Genomic DNA, 19,420 nt, shown 5'->3' with positions numbered 1-19,420 from the left:
GGAAAAGCACCGCGAAATTTGATGGAATGGGTTTTTTAAGGGCTCGATCACCTGTCCGTCACCCAATGGTTTTGGTCCATTAAGGCATGTAGAACAGCATGTTACAATCAATCGCACAGGGTGACAGGGTGTCACCTTTGTCACCTACAAAGCGGGTCAGACGCGCTCCACAATGTGTATTACGCCTTCAATCGCCTAACCTGTGTCCGCGCTCTCGGCATGAACTTTGCCAGCCAGACCCAGACTCACCTCGAAATCCGCTCGCGATTTTGACGCGGCACGACCCTTGCCGCTAACGCGCAAAGCCAATGGACGGGTCATTACTTTTCACGCTGGTAAGCTGCGCTGCGGTTATGGCTGTTATCGCCTGGGTAAGCTGGCTCAAAACGCGCGGCACTGTCGAAACGCGCGATGGGTACTTCCTTGCAGGTCGCGGGCTGACGGCGGGCTTTATCGCGGGGTCATTGCTCCTTACCAACCTTTCCGCCGAGCAGCTCATCGGGCTCAATGGCTCGGCCTATGGGCACAACATGTCGAGCATGGCGTGGGAAGTAACAGCGGCCATCGCGACCGTGGCGATGGCGTTTGTGTTCCTGCCAAAGTACCTTGCGGGCGCCTTTACCACCTTGCCCGAATTCCTTGCTGAGCGCTTCGATCCAACCGTCCGGCGCATGTCGGTCCTGCTGTTTATGCTGGGATACGGGTTGGTCACCATCCCTTCGGTCCTCTATTCTGGCAGCCTCGCGGTGATGAAATTCTTCGACGTGCCGACACTGACGGGGCTCACCACGTTCCCTGCCCTTCTGATAACCTCCATCACGATAGGCCTGATCGGCGCGGCCTACGCGGTGTTCGGAGGATTGCGCGCAGTCGCCGTCTCGGACACGCTTAATGGAATTGGGCTGCTGATTTTCGGCTCGCTGATACCGGTATTGGGGCTCATCGCATTGGGCGATGGCAGCTTCACTGAAGGTCTTGCGCGGTTAACAACCGATCATCCGGACAAGCTCAACGCCATAGGCTCCGCCACCGATCCGACCCCATTCGGGACGATCTTTACCGGCATGATATTCGCGAACCTGTTCTACTGGTGCACCAATCAATATGTGATCCAGCGGACGCTGGGCGCAGCATCTTTTGCGCAAGGGCAAAAGGGCGTGCTGGCATCAGGGTTTTTCAAGATCATGGTGCCATTCATGATGATGATCCCGGGAGTGATCGCATTCCATCTTTATGGAGCTGGGTTCGCCTCAATTGATGAAGCCTATCCTCAGCTCGTTTCCGATCTCCTGCCTGCCTATCTCGGCGGAGTGTTTCTCGCGGTTTTGTTGGGAGCGGTATTCAGCTCTTTCAACTCACTGCTCAACAGCGCAGCGACCCTGTTCACCCTCGATATTTACGCGCCGTCACGAAAATCGCCGAGCGATACCCATCTGGTGAACGTGGCAAAGGCCGCAAGCGTCGTGATCGCGCTGTTCTCATTCATAGTCGCGCCGCTACTCTATTTTGCCGAGGAAGGCTTGTGGCAGGTCGTGCGCGTGTTCACCGGCTTTTACAATATCCCCACCGTTGTAATCGTCATCATGGGCTTATTCACCGCCCGAGTGCCTGCGCTTGGAGCGAAACTTGTGATCGTCTTCCATGTGGTGACATACGGCCTCTTACGGTTCGTTTTTAATGATATGGTGACGCTGCACTTCATCCACCAATATGCGATACTGTTTGTGATCGAGGTCGGGATTATGCTTGCCGCCGGATACTTCGCACCCCGCGCTGAGGCGTACATCCCCGCCTCTCGGCATGAGGTCGACATGACGCCATGGCGATATGCCCGACCCGCTGCATTCACTCTGCTTTCAGGCGTAGTCGCCCTTTATCTGCTGTTCTCGCCCTTGGGCGCTGCGAGCGCTGAAGGCTTCAGCACGACATTCGCCGTTTTGATGAGCGCGCTTGGTGTCGCCAATATCGCAGTGTGGGCGATGGCGGCGCAAAAATCCGCTCTCAGCTGATTAAGCTTGCGAGCACCCGGCGCTTACCTCTGAAAGGACGACGTCCGTGCATGACCGCGAAATTGTCAACGAGAGCAACATCGCCTGCCTGCCACTGGAGGTCATAGGTCAGTTCATCAGCAATCGCGATGGCAGGAGCCATGTCATCCGCCGTGATCGCCTCGCCACGGCCGAAAGTGATCGCTTTGTTTGGATCATTGCGGCTGTCCGACCAGCCCCTGAACGCCGCAATCAATTGGTTGAAAAAACTGCGTCTGCCGCCGCCCAATTCGCGAATGGCTGGAAGCGCTGGCGTGGTTGCACGAAGTGATCCATCACTCTGCCATTCCCAAGAGTAGCCCAATTCCTTGAGCCGCTTCTCGGCCCCCTCTGGTGTTGCACTGTTGAGAGTGCTTTTCCAAGATCGCCCTTGCCCCGAACCAGCGTCGTCATCCCCCGGCATAAAATTGGTGTAGCGCACACCCTCCTTGTCCAATCGCTCAATGAATTGGGGAGCTTCTGTTGCCAACCGATCAAAGACCCGGTCAGACCGGCACAAAGGCGTCGCCCCGCCGACACTGGGCGCGATTTCGCAATAGAAGAAGAGAGCCGATGGGTAGATCGGCGTCTGCGCCATTTCATGATGCAGGAAAATCTCAGTTTGCGGCGGCGCTTCATTTGCTGTGAACACGCGAGGAGTGATGTTTGTCCGCACCGCATTGCTGAGCGAATCTTCGTAGGTGAAACCCAGTTTTCCAAACGCCTCAATGGCAGCATCAAAAGCTTGAGCGTCAGGAACGTCAAACCCGCGAAACAGAACCGCGCCTGCGTTACCAAGCGCTTCTTCGACCCTTGGAGCGTGGGCCGAAAGATAGGCGGCAAGCGAGCCCTCGCCAGCGATCATATCGGGAAAATCAGTCATAGATCGGGTGAAACGTGCCAAACGCTTCCTCTGTGAAGGCGCCCGGATCGTTGAAACGGCGGTTCTGATTGAGCGAGGATATCGCGGCCATCTCGACCGCCGACAGTTCAAAGTCGCCGATATTGAGGTTCTCGCGCATGCGATCGGGCTTCGTCGTTTTGGGGATAACTGCCGTGCCGCGTTGAACGCCCCAACGCAGGAGCACTTGAGCAGGTGTTTTCCCATGCGTTTGCGCTGCGACCATTACCGGAGCAGCGCTAAGCAAGCTTTCGCCTGCTTCGGCCATATTGAGCTCAAAATAGCTTTGCGCCCCGAGCGGTGAGAACGCAGTCACGTCCATGCCGTACTCGCCCGCGAGCCTGATGAGTCGCTCTTGGGTGAGATAAGGATGCGCCTCAATCTGAAGCATTGCAGGTTTGACCCTGGCATAGCTCATCAGATCGTGCAGCAACGCCGAATTGTAATTGCAAATCCCGATGCGATTGACGAGCGCTTTTTCAGTAAGCGTTTCCATGGCCATCCAGGTTTGGTGAAGCGGCACGGACGCGCGCTTCATCACTGGCTCGGCCGCGTCCGGATCATGCAGCCATTCAGGCGGATAGCGTTTTTCGATCGGCACATATTCAAGCGCGATCGGGAAGTGGATCAGATAAAGATCAAGATAATCAAGCTGCAGATCGGCTAGGGATTTGCGGCAAGCCTCTTCGACATGTTCGGGCGCGTGAAATGTGTTCCACAGTTTCGATGTGATCCAAAGATCCTCGCGCTTCACCAAACCTTGCGCGATCGCTCTTGCCAGCCCTTCGCCTGTTTCAGCTTCATTGCCGTAATCGGCGGCGCTGTCGAAATGGCGATAGCCAGCTTTTATCGCTTCCAACACCGCGTCGGCGGTGTCTTCGCGCGGAATCTTCCAAAGGCCGAAGCCGATACGAGGCATTGTAGAAAGCACGTCGATCAATCCTCACCCTCAAAATGGTCGTCAAAAATGATGTCCACCGGCTGACCGATGGCAATGCTTTGCTGCGCGGCTGCTCCCATCAGCACCGATCGATAGCCGTCCTGGTCAGTGATCAGAGGGGGTTTTCCGTTTACAAGGCAATCGTGAAAGTCGCGCTGCTGGAAGTAGGTTGCGCCGTGATGCGAGCCTGCTGCAAGGGCGTCTGCGGGAGTATCGACTGTTTCGATTTCCGATCCCGGACGGCCATCAATCCGCTGGCCGGCATCATCCACCTGGCCTGCGCGCGGCGCCCAGATAATGCCTCCCTGCGGCAGCTTTACCTCGAGCTTGCCCATCGGGCCGACCGCGCTGATTTCCTCCTGCTGTTCAGAACCTTCAGCAAACATGCATAGATCCAGCATTGCCCGTGCTCCGCGCTCAAAATCGATCGTGACAAAGGCGTTGTCGATAATGTCGGGTGTCTCGCCATCATACTGCTCATCGAGGTGGTTCACATCTTGCGCACCGCTTGCGAACACCCGCACCGGCTCATCGCGAAGGATATGACGCATCAGGTCAAAGAAGTGACAGCATTTCTCCACCAGAGTTCCGCCCGTATTTCGGTTGAAGCGGTTCCAGTCCCCAACCTTTTCGAGAAACGGAAATCTATGCTCCCGAATGGCGAGCATCTTGATATCGCCGGCCTCGCCTGCATGGACACGCTCAATAAACCGGGTGACCGGAGGCATGTAGCGGTATTCGAGACCGACCCAGAATGTGTTCGCATAGTGTCGCGCGGCCTTAGCAAGCGATTTGGCATCCTCGACATCGGTGCACATTGGCTTTTCCAGGAGGATCGCAGCGCCTGTTTCCATCACTGGTTTGACAACATCAGAATGCGTGTGATTGGGAGATGCGATGATGACAGCGTCGGGTCGGTCCTTTGACAACAGCTCTTCGCTGCTCTCGAAGAGCGAGACGTGCTGTCCCAGCTTTTCCGCCAGCGCCTGTGCCGCCCCACGCGATCCGGCATCGGGGTCGGCGATTGCCACCAGATCCGCGCCGTCAATCAGCGCAAGATTGGCCATGTGCTCACGGCCCATCATGCCGCACCCGATTATCGCGTATCGTCGTCGCTGATTGCTCACAGCGGGCCTATGCGCGGGGAAAGGTTTGCTGACAAGTCACACAAGCTGCGGCATAGTCAATTCCGATGAGCGATCTCGATGACAACTACGCCAAGGCCTACGGGCAGAAAGCCGGGTTCGGCAAAAGCCCCGCCCTTTTGATGATCGATTTTGTCGAAGGGTATTTCGATAAATCCTGCGATCTTTATGCAGATGTCGACGATACTCTTGCCTCAGCCTTGAGAGTGAGAGAGGCTGCCCATGCGGCGGGAATTCCAGTAATCCTGACCAATGTCGTCTACCATGAAAGCGCGGTGGATGGTGGGCGGTTTTTCGAGAAGGCCAAGCCTCTTCGCTATTTCATCAAAGGCAGTGCGATGGGTGCCTGGCCAAACGGGCTGGATCCGCGCGATGATGAGCTGGTCATTTCCAAGCAATATCCCAGCGCATTTTTTGGCACCTCGCTCGCATCAACGCTCACCGCGATGGGCGTCGACAACGTTATTATAACTGGCCTCACGACGAGCGGGTGTGTGCGCGCTTCTTGTGTGGATGCCATGTCGCACGGTTTCATCACGACAGTCGTTCGCGATGCGGTGGGGGATCGCCATGAAGGGCCGCATGAGGCAAACCTGTTTGATATGGAAGCCAAATACGCCGATGTCGTCGGTGAGGCGGAGATCATAGCGCATTTGGCATCGCTGAAGTGACCTCTATTCGTGGTCTAAACACATACAGGAAACGGGTGTTATCGAGGTGAATTAGACATCTTCTTTCCGGCGAGTTTTCCAACAGTGTTGGAATTGCAAAGCGATACAAATCAAGCAGCAGCTGAACGCTTAGAATCGCAAATACCGTCAATTTTCCTCTGCAATTTTCTGCAAAATTGGTGTAGCCCGCTTCGTAGGAGAGGGATCACCATGGGTACTAGTCGCATAAAAGCCAAAACCAGCGTCTGCGCCATCGCGCTCAGCCTTGCAGCATGCGGCGGCGGCGATGGCGGCAACGTAGGCCAGGCAGGGCCAGTTGCTGGCGGCGGGACGCCGACACCATCGCCCGTCGCGGGCAGTGCGACGCTACCCGGCGGCTCCAATACGACCTTTGCCAATCGCACCGCTGTCGCGGGGCTTGGCCACAGTTTCGGGTTTTCGAGCGGCATCAACGCGATGGTCGCTCAATTCGCTGGCGGAGCTGCTGCGGGCGATATCGACAATGATGGCGACATAGACTTCTTCGTCGCGCGCGGCGATTTGGCACCCAACCTGCTTTACCTCAATCAGGGCGGATCATTCCTCGAAAGCGCGCTCACCGCAGGGCTCGCTTACACAATCGATGGCACCAGCACCAATGGCGCGCATAGTGGGCCAACGTTTGGCGATCTCGATGGCGATGGCGATCTCGACCTGCTTTTGGGCGGCCTCGAAGGCGGTCCGATCAAGCTCTTCACCAACAACGGATCAGGCCGCTTTACCGATGCGACAGCAGGCTCCGGCTTTGATAGCGCAAGTGCCGAGCAAACCATCTCAATCGCTCTCGGTGATTATGACGCAGATGGTGATCTTGATGTGCTGATGGCGCACTGGGGCACGCCGCGCAATCCAACAGTCCCCGGTGAAACCGAAACTCTCTGGCGAAATGACAGCGCTGGCGGGAACATCTCTTTCACTCCTGTTAGCTCTACTAGCGGCGTTGCAGGACTACTCGATTTCGACCTGCCGCAAGGCGTGCTGGGCCCGAATTACGATTACACTTTCGCCCCTGGCTTTGCCGATATCGATGGAGACCGCGACCTCGACATCTTGATGGTATCAGACTTTCGCGGCTCCAAAGTGCTGGTCAACAACGGCAATGGCACATTCAGCGCCAGCGCATTTACGCCCGACGATGAAAACGGCATGGGCGCAGCGATCGGCGATTTTGACAATGATGGCGATTTCGACTGGTTCGTGTCCTCAATCAATGGCAACCGCCTGTTTGAAAATACGGGCGGCGGCAATTTTCTCCGCAATTCCGCATCAGGCGTGGAACCGGGCGGATGGGGCTGGGGATCGTGTTTTGCCGATTTCAACGCCGATGGATGGCTCGACATCTATCAGACCAATGGCTGGGAAGCCGGTAAAAGCCCGACGGCTTCCAACTATGTGGATGATGTCACCCGCCTTTGGATGAGTGGGGGCGATGGGACATTCACCGATGCCGCCGACGCCTCCAGCATTGCCGAGACCGATCAAGGCCGCGGCGTTCTGTGCGATGATTTCGACAATGACGGCGATGTCGATGCAATCCTGCTGACGGCTGAACCGACAGGCTCGATCTACTATTGGGAAAATCAATTGTCTGGCGCGAACAGTGTCAAAATCCGCCTGCGTGGCCGCGCTCCAAACACCTTTGCCGTGGGCGCGATTGTGCAATTGACCATCGCCAACACGACCCAAACGAGGCTGGTGAGCGTCAACAGCAATTTCACCTCGCACAATTCGACAACGCAGATTTTTGGCATGGGTCCAAACACGGGAGGCGGCCTGCGAGTGATCTGGCCCGATGGATCTGAAACCATCGAGCCAAATGTGAACGCGGGCGATGTGCTGGAAATCACCCAGCCATAAGTTTAGGACGCTTCTGAAAGCTTCCCTTGACGCTCCAGAATAGCGCTCGTGCCGTCGGTCACAAAGAAGGTGGCAATAGCGGCGAGTGTGAAAGACACCGCTGAAATCGCCATCGCATAGATCGGTGCGCCGTCGAAGAATGTGGTCAGCAGGAAGCCCAGCAAGGTAGCTGCAATCAGCTGCGGCACCACGATGAAGATATTAAAGATCCCCATGTAAATGCCCATTTTCTTCGCTGGCACGGACCCTGCGAGGATCGCGTACGGAAGCGAGACTATCGAGGCCCAGGCAATGCCGACCGCGACCATAGAAAGCCAAAGAAAGCCCGGATCTCTTATCAGCAACATGCTCGCAAAACCGACAGCGCCAATTGCGAGGTTCGCCGCATGGAGGCGAATGCGGTTCATCTTGGCCGCAATGATTATGAAAGCCAGCGCTGCGATGGCTGCAACACCATTGCGGACTGAACCACCAAGAATGCCCCACTGATCCGCAGCGTCCTGATAGCCTTGGGTCGCAGGATCAGGTGAAAGGAAATGGTACTCAGCAACCGCAGGCGTGCCGTAAATCCACATTGAGAACATGGCGAACCAGCTGAAGAACTGAACAACAGCGAGTTGACGCATGGTTTTTGGCATCGCAAACAGATCGTTCACCACCTCTAAGAATGCGCTATCCTCATTGCCTGTTGAGCGGAGCCTTCCCGCGAAGATTTGGATCACTCCGAATGCCGCTAAAAGCCCGGCCAGGACGTATAGGTCTTGCGCAATTTCCAATTCACCCAGCCAATCAGGCCGCGTCTCGCCCCGTCCAAAGTATACCAGCACGGCAAACACTGCGCCTATTGCTAGCCAGATCAAGCCGCCGCGGTTGAACTGCGAAGATGAACGCCGCGTAGTCTCGTCAACGTCAGTCTCGATCCCGAGCGCTTCATTGCGCGCCGCTTCAAATGCGGCGATCTGCTCAGGTGAATATTCGCGCGTCTTGAATACCGTCCAGGCGACCGCTGCGAACAGCGCAGCGCCACCAATGTAAAACGCCCACTGAACGGTCTCGGGGATTTCACCTTCGGGTGCGACATTGGAAAGGCCCATCCAATTGGTCATTATCCATGGCAGCGCGCCAGCGATTACCGCACCCACCCCGATAAAGAAGCTCTGCATTGCATAGCCGCGCGTTCGCTGTCGGTCTGGTAAATTGTCACCTACAAAGGCGCGAAACGGCTCCATCGTGATATTGAGCGAGGCATCCATAATCCAAAGCATACCTGCCGCGACCCAGAGCGTGGGCGAATTGGGCATGATGAACAGCGCAAGGCTGGCAAGGATCGCACCGATCAGGAAGTACGGGCGCCTCCTGCCAAACCGTCCCCAGGTGTTATCGGAAAGATGGCCGATAATGGGCTGCACGATCAGACCCGTCATAGGCGCTGCAATCCACAGGATCGCCAGCTCATTCACTTCCGCGCCAAGCGTCTGGAAAATGCGGCTCACATTTCCGTTTTGCAGGTCAAAACCGATCTGGATCCCCAGGAATCCAAAGCTCATGTTCCAGATCTGACCTGCGCTCATGGCAGGTTTACGCGCTGAATTTGGCGTATGCGCCTGTGTCATTGTGACCATCCCTCTCCCAACGCTGCGCTCGCTCATGGCATGCAACGCCGCCGATCCCGGATTGCACGGCAATCCAATTCGGCATAATCTTCCGTTACACCGCTTAGCAGTGTGGCGCTAATGCAAAATTATGCAAGAATCAAAAACCGCCCCGAAAATTTTTGGCGCATACCAGCCTGAATTTTTCTGTTATCCCATTGTCTTACCGACCAAAAACGCCGCCAATACGCTCGTCGAACAATTTTCACAAAGAATTGCAAACTGCGACCGATGGTGGCAATCAAGGTCCGGGAGGACATTACTATGACGCGAATCTGGCTTCACGGCCTGTTTGCTGCACGCGGTCTTGTGACCGTTATCTCGCAACGCATCTTGCGAAATTTCGCACCCGTAATGGACACGTCTCGCTTACACGATAGGCGGCCCGTGGTCCTCAATCGCCTCGAGCTGGAGAACGGGGCGCAGGCATGACGGATACTTCAGAAACACTTCGAATGACGCAATCAGCAAACACATCGGCCGCGCGTGACGAATGGTGGCGCGGTGCGGTTATCTATCAGATTTATCCGCGGAGCTTTCTCGACACCAATGCGGACGGTATTGGCGATTTGCGCGGGGTAGCGAGAGGTTTGGACTATATTGCCTCGCTTGGCGTTGATGGCATCTGGATTTCGCCCTTCTTCACATCGCCCATGGAGGATTTCGGCTACGATGTGTCCGATTATTGCGGCATCGATCCGACATTCGGCGACTTTGAGGATTTCGATGCGATCATCCGCCGCTCGCACGAGCTGGGCCTCAAAGTCATCATCGATCAGGTGTATTCGCACACCTCCGATCAGCATTCGTGGTTCGAAGAAAGCCGCAAGGACAAGACCAATCCCAAGGCGGACTGGTATGTCTGGGCTGATCCGAAACCCGATGGCTCGCCGCCATCGAATTGGCAGTCTGTGTTCGGAGGTTCATCGTGGCAATGGGACGGGCCGCGCCGCCAGTATTACCTGCACAATTTCCTGACCAGTCAGCCCGATCTCAACGTCCATAATCCTGATGTACAGGATGCGCTGTTGAATGTCGCGCGCTTCTGGCTCGATCGCGGTGTCGATGGATTCCGCCTGGATGCGCTCAATTTCTCGATGCACGATCCCGAAATGCGCGACAATCCGCCTTCGGGCGTGCCGATGGATCAGGTGACCCGCCCGTTCGACATGCAGATCAAGCAATTCAATCAATCGCATGACGACATCCCCGCCTTCCTCGAACGCATCCGGGCGACCATTGATGAATATCCCGGCCGCTTCACCGTTGCCGAGGTCGGTGGGCCTGAGCCGTTGGAGGAAATGAAGGCCTTCACACACGGCGGTAAGCGGCTTGATTCCGCATACAATTTCGATTTTCTCTACGCGCCTGATCTGAATGCTGAGATTGTGAAAGAGTCGCTTTCCAATTGGGATGGGTCAGCGGAAGAGGGGTGGCCATCGTGGGCGTTTTCGAACCACGACGCGCCGCGGGCCACCACAAGATGGGCGGGCGATGACAATTTCGAGCAGATCGCTCGTTTGAACATGCTGCTGCTGCTCTCCCTGCGCGGCAATCCGATCATCTATCAGGGCGAGGAACTGGGTCTGCCGCAGGGCCATGTCGCGTTTGCCGATTTGCAGGATCCCGAGGCGATCTTGAATTGGCCGCACACTCTGGGCCGCGACGGAGCGCGAACACCAATGCCGTGGACGTGCAAGGCACCGCAGGCAGGTTTTTCATCTGCCAACAAAACCTGGCTGAAAATGGACCCCGCCCATGCGGAACGCGCTATCGACAGCCAAATGGATGCGCCCGATTCCATGGCGCACTACACCCGCCAATTGCTCGAACTGCGCAAAGCATCACGTGCAATGATAGTGGGTGATAGCGAGCTTTTGTCTACGCCCGACGAGGTGATCGCCTTCATCCGGCGCCATGATACGGGAGATGTGCTGTGCGCGTTCAACCTTAGCCTGGAAACCGTCGAATGGAGCCCACCTGCCGAGTTTCAAAATGGCGAAGTGATCGCAAACGAAACGCACGCCAATGCGCGCGAAGGTCTGCCCTCGACGCTTGCTCCCTACACCGGCTATTGGGCCGACCAAGGGGATTGAACAGACATGGACACTGCGGGGCTAAAAGCGAAGAAAAACGCGCGGCTTGAAGATATCGCCCGGCAGGCGGGCGTATCGATTTCAACCGTGTCGCGCGCTCTTAATGACAGTCCCGCCGTCAAACGTCGGACCAAGCAGGAGATCTGGCGTATAGCGCGAGCGCATGATTATGAGTTCCGCGCCCATATGCCCAATGGCCCCGTCGGAGCAGAGGCGACGATCGCTGTTATTGTCCCTGCCCCTCAAGCGCGCGAAACGCGTGTGGCCGATCCCTTTTTTCTCGAATTGCTGGCCGGCATCGCCGAAGCGGCGCGGGATCGGAAAGCCGATCTCGTCATCAGCCATGTCTTTCCGCGCACTGCTGAAGACTTAAAGTTTGCGATGACAACAAGCCGCGCAACCGGCATGATCTTTATCGGCCAAAGTTCGCTCCACGATGCTTTCAATGAACTATCCAAGGGCGAAGACAATTTTGTCGTCTGGGGTGCAGATTTCAGCGATGCTGCCTATTGCAGCGTTGGATCGGACAATGTCGCAGGTGGCAAGCGCGCGACATCTCACCTGCTGCGCTTGGGGCGCAAACGCGTACTCTTCCTCGGCGACACAGAAGCGCCTGAGGCGGAGCAGCGTTATCGTGGATATCGCATGGCCCTCGAAGAGGCGGGAATACCTCTTGATGACAGTTTGAGGCTGCCTGCTCATTTCGATGTTCAATCTGGTGAAGCGACAACGCGCGCGGCGATTGAAAGCGGGCTCAGCTTTGATGCGATCTTCGCTGCAAGTGACTTGATCGCGATCGGCGCAATGCATGCGATCACAAAGTCTGGGCGCTCCGTTCCGCAGGATATCTCGGTTGTGGGATACGACAACATCCCGGCATCAAGACTGGTAACACCGCGGCTTACGACAATTGATCAGGACGCCATGCTGGCTGGCCGCATGCTCGTTTCCAAGCTCATCGACAGCAATGGCGGCACGGCAATTTCAGAGCGTCTGGAGACCAGCCTGCTGCTCCGTGAAAGCTGCGGCGGGTGATATGACTGCCGAATTTTCACCGCTGAAAAGTATCGTCATCGTTGGCGGCGGCAGCGCTGGATGGATGACAGCTGCCGCGCTTTCCGATGCTTTGGGCAAAGCCTGCTCAATCACTCTCATTGAATCCGAGGCTATCGGAACCGTTGGGGTTGGCGAAGCGACCATCCCGCCAATTCGAACCTTCAATCAGCGCATCGGCATTGATGAGGCGACTTTCATCAAGGAGACGGCTGGCTCCTACAAACTCGGCATCCAGTTCGTCGATTGGGCACGCAAGGGGCATTCTTACTTCCACCCCTTCGGCCAGTACGGCGCTGAGTTCGATAAGGTGCCGTTCTATCACTATTGGATGCGCGAAAGCCTCGCGGGAACGGTCGATGGGCCAATTGATGAATTCTCAATGTGCTGGGCAATGGCCAAAGCCGGCAAGTTTGCGCATCCCGAACCTGATCGGCGCAAGATCCAGTCGACTTTCGATTATGCCTATCACTTTGATGCAGGGCTTTACGCTGCATTCCTGCGCCGTTTTTCGGAAAGCCGCGGGGTAAAGCGGCTCGAAGGCAAAGTCGTCGAAGTCTCTGTGCGCGGAGAAGACGGCTTTATCGAAGCCGTGACGCTCGACGGCGGAGAACGCGTTGGCGGGGAACTCTTCATCGATTGCAGCGGCTTCCGCGGGCTATTGATCGAAGGTGCTTTGGAAGCAGGCTACGAGAATTGGCAGCACTGGCTTCCATGCGATCGCGCAGTTGCCGTGCCATGCGCGAAAGGTCCTGAAATCACGCCCTACACGCGCTCCACTGCCAAAGAGGCCGGGTGGCAATGGCGCATCCCGCTTCAGCATCGCACTGGTAATGGTTACGTTCATTGCAGCGAGTTTATCAGCGAAGATGAGGCGACCGAAACGCTGATGAACTCGCTCGACGGCGAGGCTCAGGCTGATCCGCGCACGCTTCGTTTTGTGACTGGACGCCGCAAGAAATTCTGGGACAAGAATTGTGTCGCTATCGGTCTGTCGGCAGGCTTTATGGAGCCGCTGGAATCGACCAGCCTGCACCTGATCCAATACGGCATTCTCCGGCTGATCGCGCTGTTGCCTGATAGCGAGATGTCACCCCTGCTCGCCCAGGAATACAACGCGCAAACCGCGACCGAATACGAACGCATCCGCGATTTTCTAATCCTGCATTACAAGGCGACAACGCGCGATGATGCGGAATTGTGGCGGTATTGCTCGGCAATGGAAATCCCTGACAGCCTGCAATACAAGATGGAGCACTTCCGCAATTATGGCCTGCTTGTAGCTGATGAGCGCGAGTTGTTTGCCAATCCCAGCTGGATCGCTGTTTACCTGGGTCAGGATATCGTGCCCCAGCGCGCGCCGGCGATCACTGAGATGCGCAGTAGTGTCCCTGTTGCAGAGCGAATGCAGATGATTTCAAATGCGATGACGCAGGCAGTCGATCAAATGCCACCCCATGCAGATTTCCTTGCGCGGCATTGCCGCTCACCTTTGGCAGTATAAGCCACCAGGCGATCTCAGCCCTTCTCAAAAACTCATCAAAACAATGAAGAAAGGGCCCGCCATCGCTGGCGAGCCCTTTCCAAGAGGAGAGATGCGACCCTCTTCGCTTAGAAGTTCTTGCGGATCGTGAAGTTGAACGTCCGGCCGTAGACTTCGTGACGACTTGGGAATGCGCCGATCACATTTGATGGATCAGTGCCATTTCCATCGAACAAATCGCTCTGTGTAACGAACGGTTCATTGGTCAAATTGAAGACTTCAACCAGAATTCCGAGACCTGAAAGCGGACCGCTTTCGTTCTGGAATGTATAACCGATCTGAGCATCAAGAATGGTCTCATCCTGTGCATCGGCGCCATCAAGGCCACCAGAGAAGTTCTGCACTTCGGACAGGAACCCACTGCGATAACGTGCAGCGAGTTTCGCGCGGAAACCATTCTTTTCATAGAAGATATCGCCGGACCACGTCGTTTCGGAGTAGCCTGGGATGGCGAGACTTTCCATCTCCTCATCTTCCAGCTGTGCGTCCGCGTATGTAAGGCTGACGAACCCGCCAAACCCATCGAGGGCATCGGAGAAATCGCCGAAGTCCAGCCTGATGGTGCCTTCGATACCGGTGATCGAGCCATCGGCGAAGTTTACAGGACCCTCCAAAACACCGGTCGCGATTTCAGGCGCCGACTGAAGGATATTCCCAAACCCAGCGTTCTGGATCGGTTGAGTGAGATCGATGACCTCTCTGAAGTCGATGACCCAGTCAGAAAGCTCTTTGTGGAATGCAGCGACAATTACCGCCGAGCCCGGTGAGAAGTACTTTTCGAATGACAAATCAACCGAGTCAGACCGGTATGGCTGCAAGAACGGGTTTCCGCCTTGAAGCGTGAAGCAAACCAGCGTCGGCGGATTGAAGCCAACGACCTGATCTGGAATTTGGTCGCCGTCTGTGTCTTCACAGCTCAATGGGTTGACAAGCACGTTCTGGTTAGCAGCCAGCTGATCCAGTCTTGCCCGAGTGACTGATCGCGCAGCCGCCAGACGGACGAAGGTGTCGTCTGCGACTTCAAAGCTCAAGTTCAGGCTCGGCAGCCAATCGCCGTAGCTTTCCGAAACGGTATTCGTGAACCCACCACTGATTGTGCCGGTCGAGGATTGCCGCGTGTCAGCATAGCGCAACCCGATATTACCGCGCACTGGAATGCTTCCAAGATCACCATCAATATTGGCTTGAATGTAGAAGTTGTGCACCCGCTCATCGACGACCCATTCGGTGTCATCTGTCGCGCGCTCAAGCACATATGTACCATCGGTCAGCAGCCCTGCTGGATCATACGCAATGATGTCTTGTGTCAGACTGCCCGTGTCAGTCGAACCAATGATCAAGTCAGATGGGATCGGTGCAGCACCGTTCACAAAGCCCGCACCGGCACGAAGAAATGTTCCGTTGTTGTCGAAGTCTTTTTCGCGGTCGGTGTAGAGCCAGCCGACAATAATGCTGTCGAGGAAGCCTCCATCGAATTCCCAGCCGAGTTCAGTGCGCAACTGGTGCAGCTGATCGTTGATTTCCGGCTCACGCAAGAAGCCGACCTGGCCCCAGCCGCCCGGATCGGTCAGCAGCACATTCGAAGGATCGGTGTAATCGATCAGCCCGTCAATGCTGTAAGTGCCATCGCTCGGGAAGGTGTAAGTCAGCGTATCTTGTGCACCGCCGCGAGCAAAGCCTGTGCCGGCATAGGACTCGTAATCGATGTCATTGCGCTCAAGCGTAGAGAAACCGTAGTCCAGGATGAAGCTGAGGTTGTCCGTTACGTTGACATCAAGATTTGCGCCAAGACCAAAGATTTCGCTCTCGTTTCCTTCGGTATCTGTCCGGAGGATTGGAACTACAGCGGAGTAGGTCGCGCTATCTGCAAATGGACCAGAACCAGTCGCGCTTTCAAACTGCGCTCCGCTCCACGATGCGAGCGGGGTTTCCGTTCCTCTGAAGATACCGGCATCTGTAGTGTCGGTGTAGAACATGTCGAACATGAGCGAGAAATCACTCGACGGTTCGAATTGCAGCGTACCAGCAATCGAGGTCCGCTCAAATTCGCGGCTCACCACACCTTGGCGCGGGTTATCGGCCGGATAGATCAATCCATTCGCATCACGGGCGATCTGGTTGGACCGCTCGTCAACTTTCAACTCACGCGAGATAAAGTGAGTGGGATTGGACTGAATGGTTGCGCCGATTGACCAGCCAACTGTGCCATCAGCGTTCTGATCGATGTACGAACCAAAGAAGCGGTAGCCATCATCTGGGAAATCAGGGTTACGCGAGCCGCTGTCATTGTAGACGTAAGTGCCCGAGACGCTGACTTGGCGGTCGTTTGAATCGAGTGGACGGACCGTGCGAAGGTCGACAGCACCCGCGATACCGATCGCTGCAAGGCGCGCATCGCCCGTTTTGTAGACAACGCCCTGGCTGATGAGCTCTGATGGGAACTGATCGAATTCAATGCCGCGGTTGTTACCGGCCGACACCACTTCACGTCCGTTGAGGAGTGCGAGCGAGAAGTCAGGGCCAAGGCCGCGGATCGAGATCTGCTGCGAACGGCCACGCACACGCTGCGCGGTCACACCGGGAAGGCGAGCAAGCGAGTCAGCAATCGAAAGATCAGGCAACTGGCCCAGATCTTCTGCAGAGATAACTTCGACGATCGAGGTCGCATCACGCTTTGTCTCAAGCGAGTTCTGGATCGCGCTGCGGATACCGGTAACGACGATCTGGTTTTCTTCGCCTTCGGCAACTTGTGTTTCATCGTCTTGGCCATCTTGCGCAGCTGCAGGAGCAGCAACAGCAATCAATGCAAGACTAGTCGCAGCGCCAGAAAGCAGACGTGCGTGAGCGGAATAACGCTTAAATCCCATTTCAATCCTCCCCAAGGGCAACACGATCTTGGCGTGTTTGCATGTTTTTTCATAGCGAATGGAATTCGCCGCGTAAACGGCCAATCGAAAATAATGCAAAATTGTGACAAGATGGGAATAAATGTCATATTTTCTGTAAGTTAACCGATCCCACGTCATTACCCGCGGCGTTTCGCTATCCACAATCCTCTGACTGTGGCACCCTCGCCACACATGCGTGATCAGGGTGGATCGTTTGGCAATCTCGAAAGATCTACCGAAAAGTGCGCTGCACGACTTCCATGACAAATGCTCATAGAATCATATGTTTAGTTAGTCTGAGTTGGCCTCTGTGATTTCTTTTGATACCCTTTTTGTAAGTTGATCGCGCAAAAGGCACATTCGCAGACAATGAAAAATTGGACGATTTCGCTGGATGCGCAAGAATCCTCGACATTTTCGCCCCAGAATCACAAATATGTTGCGATTGCGGACTTTCTGCATGAGCCGGAATTTGCAATCACAACCGCTTCTTTGCAAAAATTTGCAAAGATCACCCCGCAATATCCGGGCATCCGTTCAGAGTTGCCATTGGAAGTCAGATCAGCATGGCTTGATGTTTTGGCTCCCATGCTGAATGCCGAGTTCGGCAAGGGTGAGCATGGCTGGGATATGCAAGCGTGGTTCTCGCTCGTCACCGCACCGGCGGAACAATTGCTTCCCTTGCAGCGATTTCCTCATGTCGATGGCACCGATCCACGCCAGATTGCGATGATGCTGTACCTGCAACCTGCCGATCATGGGGGCACGGGTTTCTTCCGACATATATCGACAGGGTTTGAAGCTCTCACCGCTGAGAACTTCCCTCATTACAAGACCGCATTGGAGGCCGACGTCCGCAAATCGGGATTGCCTGAGGCGGCCTATGTCACCGATGGGTCACCGTTCTTTGAGCGCATTCATCAAAGCGAGGGCGCTTTCAATCAGGCTGTATTCTACAGAGGGAATGTGTTTCATTCGGGTATGATCAAAGCCGAAGACGAGTTATCTCCTGACCCGAAGAAGGGACGTTTGACGATCAACTCCTTTTTTCGGCCTAAGGTATAGTGCAAACGTAACTGGGACATGGGAACACACATCAACAAACTGGTCATCGTGGGCGGCGGTACGGCTGGCTGGATTACAGCAGCCGCATTCTCCCGCCTTTTAGGCAAAACGCTTTCCATCGAACTGGTCGAGTCCGATGCGATCGGGACAGTTGGCGTTGGTGAGGCCACCATTCCGCAGATCATCCGCCTCAATACGATCCTTGGCCTAGATGAGCATGACTTCGTCAAGCGTACCAATGGCACCTTCAAGCTAGGGATTGAGTTTGTCGATTGGGGCCAACTTGGATCAAGCTATCTGCACACATTTGGCGATGCCGGGATGAACCTCGCAAGTGTGCCTTTCCACCACTATTGGAAACGTGCCGAGAATGCGGGCCTCAACAAGGATCTGTGGCACTATTCGCTCCATAAATGCGCTGCTGACCAGGCGAAGTTTGGAAAGTTGGATAGGGTCGGTAACACATCGATGACGGGCCTAGCCTATGCCTATCATTTCGATGCGAGCCTCTACGCGGCGTATCTTAGAGCCTACTCGGAAAAGCACGGGGTGAAGCGAACCGAGGGGATCGTGCAGACAGTAGCTCGTAATGCTGAGAGCGGCGATCTCACCGCAATCACTCTTGATAATGGGCAAGAGATCGCGGGTGATTTCTTTATTGACTGCACGGGATTTCGCGCGCTCCTGCTGGGTCAGGAACTGGGCGTTGAATATCAGGATTGGTCGAAATGGCTGCCGTGTAACAGCGCGCAGGCAGTGCCGAGCGAGAGGCTTGAAACGCTTGTTCCCTACACGAGGGCGACTGCTAAAACGGCTGGCTGGCAATGGCGCATCCCCTTGCAGCACCGAACAGGCAATGGACATGTCTATTGCAGTGACTTTATTTCTGACGATGAGGCGGGAGAGACTTTGCTCGCCGGCCTCGACACCAAACCATTGGCCGACCCTCGCCCCATCCGTTTCACCACGGGCAGGCGCGAGCAATTCTGGTCTCACAATTGCGCGGCCATCGGCCTGTCGAGTGGATTTTTAGAGCCCTTGGAATCAACCAGCATCCATTTGATCCAGTCGCATGTAAGCCGCCTGCTCCAGTTGTTCCCAACGAGTGCCAACCCGGAAAAAGAACGTGCGGAATACAATCGCCGCTGCGTTGCGGAATTCGAGCAAATCCGCGACTTTCTGATCCTGCATTACCACCAGACCGAGCGCGAAGATTCAGGATTCTGGCGTTACTGCAAGAACATGGAAGTGCCTGACAGCCTATCGCACAAGCAGGAACTGTTTGCCTCGTCTGGCCGGATAGGCCGCGATGCAGACGATTTATTCCGCGAGGCAAGCTGGGTGCAGGTTATGCTGGGCCAAGGCGTTACGCCGGAAGCGTATGATCCGATGGCAAATGGCCTCGCCGATGCACAGCTTGGCGAATTTCTGGGTAACGTGCGAACTCTGATAGAGCGCGCCGTCCATTCACTCCCGACGCATGAGCAATACCTCCAAAAGCATTGCGCATCGGCGGGGAGCTAAGGGGCGCAGAGCGGATCGC

General features: G+C 55.6%; 13 protein-coding genes. 8 read left to right on the top strand and 5 right to left on the bottom strand.

Annotation, left to right across the window (positions count from 1 at the left end; translation table 11 throughout):
- Positions 1–308 precede the first annotated feature (308 nt).
- A complete protein-coding gene (locus AUC45_RS13315; protein ID WP_067603384.1) occupies positions 309–2,009 on the top strand; it encodes a solute:sodium symporter family transporter in 1,701 nt (566 codons plus the stop codon).
- Here the strand turns inward: AUC45_RS13315 and AUC45_RS13310 are convergent.
- The 3 genes from AUC45_RS13310 to AUC45_RS13300 are packed head-to-tail and all read right to left on the bottom strand — an operon-like array spanning position 2,002 to position 4,953.
- Positions 2,002–2,910 (bottom strand): TauD/TfdA family dioxygenase, encoded by a 909-nt coding sequence (locus AUC45_RS13310; protein WP_067603380.1) that lies wholly within the window; start codon positions 2,908–2,910, stop codon positions 2,002–2,004. The genes AUC45_RS13315 and AUC45_RS13310 overlap by 8 nt on opposite strands.
- A complete protein-coding gene (locus AUC45_RS13305) occupies positions 2,903–3,859 on the bottom strand; it encodes an aldo/keto reductase (protein ID WP_233998771.1) in 957 nt (318 codons plus the stop codon). Before AUC45_RS13305 ends, AUC45_RS13310 begins: the two co-directional genes overlap by 8 nt.
- A gap of 5 nt (positions 3,860–3,864) precedes the next feature.
- A complete protein-coding gene (locus AUC45_RS13300) occupies positions 3,865–4,953 on the bottom strand; it encodes a Gfo/Idh/MocA family protein (RefSeq protein ID WP_067603375.1) in 1,089 nt (362 codons plus the stop codon).
- 107 nt (positions 4,954–5,060) lie between these two features.
- Here AUC45_RS13300 and AUC45_RS13295 point away from each other — a divergent pair, with 107 nt between their 5' ends.
- Together AUC45_RS13295 and AUC45_RS13290 are read left to right on the top strand one after the other, a co-directional pair.
- Positions 5,061–5,684, top strand: a complete 624-nt coding sequence (locus AUC45_RS13295; RefSeq protein WP_067603372.1) for an isochorismatase family protein — start codon at positions 5,061–5,063, stop codon at positions 5,682–5,684.
- Between the two features lie 210 nt (positions 5,685–5,894).
- Positions 5,895–7,580: a CRTAC1 family protein gene (locus AUC45_RS13290; protein WP_067603371.1), complete on the top strand. Its 1,686-nt coding sequence runs from the start codon at positions 5,895–5,897 to the stop codon at positions 7,578–7,580.
- 2 nt (positions 7,581–7,582) lie between these two features.
- Here AUC45_RS13290 and AUC45_RS13285 read toward each other — a convergent pair whose 3' ends face one another.
- Positions 7,583–9,193, bottom strand: coding sequence for an MFS transporter (locus AUC45_RS13285; protein ID WP_067603955.1), 1,611 nt, complete (start codon positions 9,191–9,193; stop codon positions 7,583–7,585).
- Positions 9,194–9,687: 494 nt separating this feature from the next.
- Here AUC45_RS13285 and AUC45_RS13275 point away from each other — a divergent pair, with 494 nt between their 5' ends.
- Genes AUC45_RS13275 through AUC45_RS13265 form a run of 3 tightly spaced genes read left to right on the top strand, consistent with a single transcriptional unit; the run spans position 9,688 to position 13,885 of the window.
- Positions 9,688–11,328: an alpha-glucosidase family protein gene (locus AUC45_RS13275; RefSeq protein WP_067603953.1), complete on the top strand. Its 1,641-nt coding sequence runs from the start codon at positions 9,688–9,690 to the stop codon at positions 11,326–11,328.
- 6 nt (positions 11,329–11,334) lie between these two features.
- Complete coding sequence (locus tag AUC45_RS13270; RefSeq protein ID WP_067603368.1) at positions 11,335–12,363, top strand: LacI family DNA-binding transcriptional regulator; 1,029 nt, start codon at positions 11,335–11,337, stop codon at positions 12,361–12,363.
- A gap of 1 nt (position 12,364) precedes the next feature.
- Positions 12,365–13,885 (top strand): tryptophan halogenase family protein, encoded by a 1,521-nt coding sequence (locus AUC45_RS13265; RefSeq protein ID WP_067603951.1) that lies wholly within the window; start codon positions 12,365–12,367, stop codon positions 13,883–13,885.
- Between the two features lie 107 nt (positions 13,886–13,992).
- Here AUC45_RS13265 and AUC45_RS13260 read toward each other — a convergent pair whose 3' ends face one another.
- Entirely contained in the window at positions 13,993–16,791 is a 2,799-nt protein-coding gene (locus AUC45_RS13260; RefSeq protein WP_067603949.1) for a TonB-dependent receptor, read from the bottom strand.
- A gap of 390 nt (positions 16,792–17,181) precedes the next feature.
- Here AUC45_RS13260 and AUC45_RS13255 point away from each other — a divergent pair, with 390 nt between their 5' ends.
- Together AUC45_RS13255 and AUC45_RS13250 are read left to right on the top strand one after the other, a co-directional pair.
- Entirely contained in the window at positions 17,182–17,877 is a 696-nt protein-coding gene (locus tag AUC45_RS13255) for a DUF6445 family protein (protein ID WP_233998768.1), read from the top strand.
- 18 nt (positions 17,878–17,895) lie between these two features.
- Entirely contained in the window at positions 17,896–19,401 is a 1,506-nt protein-coding gene (locus AUC45_RS13250) for a tryptophan halogenase family protein (protein ID WP_067603366.1), read from the top strand.
- The last annotated feature ends 19 nt before the right edge of the window (positions 19,402–19,420 follow it).

It is taken from the genome of Erythrobacter sp. YT30, from assembly GCF_001542875.1.
Taxonomy (GTDB): Bacteria; Pseudomonadota; Alphaproteobacteria; order Sphingomonadales; family Sphingomonadaceae; genus Erythrobacter.
The sequence above is the reverse complement of the archived record's forward strand: the minus strand, read 5'-3'. Positions and strand labels throughout refer to the sequence as shown.

Coding starts and splice junctions, on each gene's coding strand:
- AUC45_RS13315 (WP_067603384.1), top strand. CDS start 309: ATGGACGGGTCATTACTTTTCACGCTGGTAAGCTGCGCTGCGGTTATG.
- AUC45_RS13310 (WP_067603380.1), bottom strand. CDS start 2,910: ATGACTGATTTTCCCGATATGATCGCTGGCGAGGGCTCGCTTGCCGCC.
- AUC45_RS13300 (WP_067603375.1), bottom strand. CDS start 4,953: ATGATGGGCCGTGAGCACATGGCCAATCTTGCGCTGATTGACGGCGCG.
- AUC45_RS13295 (WP_067603372.1), top strand. CDS start 5,061: ATGAGCGATCTCGATGACAACTACGCCAAGGCCTACGGGCAGAAAGCC.
- AUC45_RS13290 (WP_067603371.1), top strand. CDS start 5,895: ATGGGTACTAGTCGCATAAAAGCCAAAACCAGCGTCTGCGCCATCGCG.
- AUC45_RS13285 (WP_067603955.1), bottom strand. CDS start 9,193: ATGACACAGGCGCATACGCCAAATTCAGCGCGTAAACCTGCCATGAGC.
- AUC45_RS13275 (WP_067603953.1), top strand. CDS start 9,688: ATGACGCAATCAGCAAACACATCGGCCGCGCGTGACGAATGGTGGCGC.
- AUC45_RS13270 (WP_067603368.1), top strand. CDS start 11,335: ATGGACACTGCGGGGCTAAAAGCGAAGAAAAACGCGCGGCTTGAAGAT.
- AUC45_RS13265 (WP_067603951.1), top strand. CDS start 12,365: ATGACTGCCGAATTTTCACCGCTGAAAAGTATCGTCATCGTTGGCGGC.
- AUC45_RS13260 (WP_067603949.1), bottom strand. CDS start 16,791: ATGGGATTTAAGCGTTATTCCGCTCACGCACGTCTGCTTTCTGGCGCT.
- AUC45_RS13255 (WP_233998768.1), top strand. CDS start 17,182: ATGAAAAATTGGACGATTTCGCTGGATGCGCAAGAATCCTCGACATTT.
- AUC45_RS13250 (WP_067603366.1), top strand. CDS start 17,896: ATGGGAACACACATCAACAAACTGGTCATCGTGGGCGGCGGTACGGCT.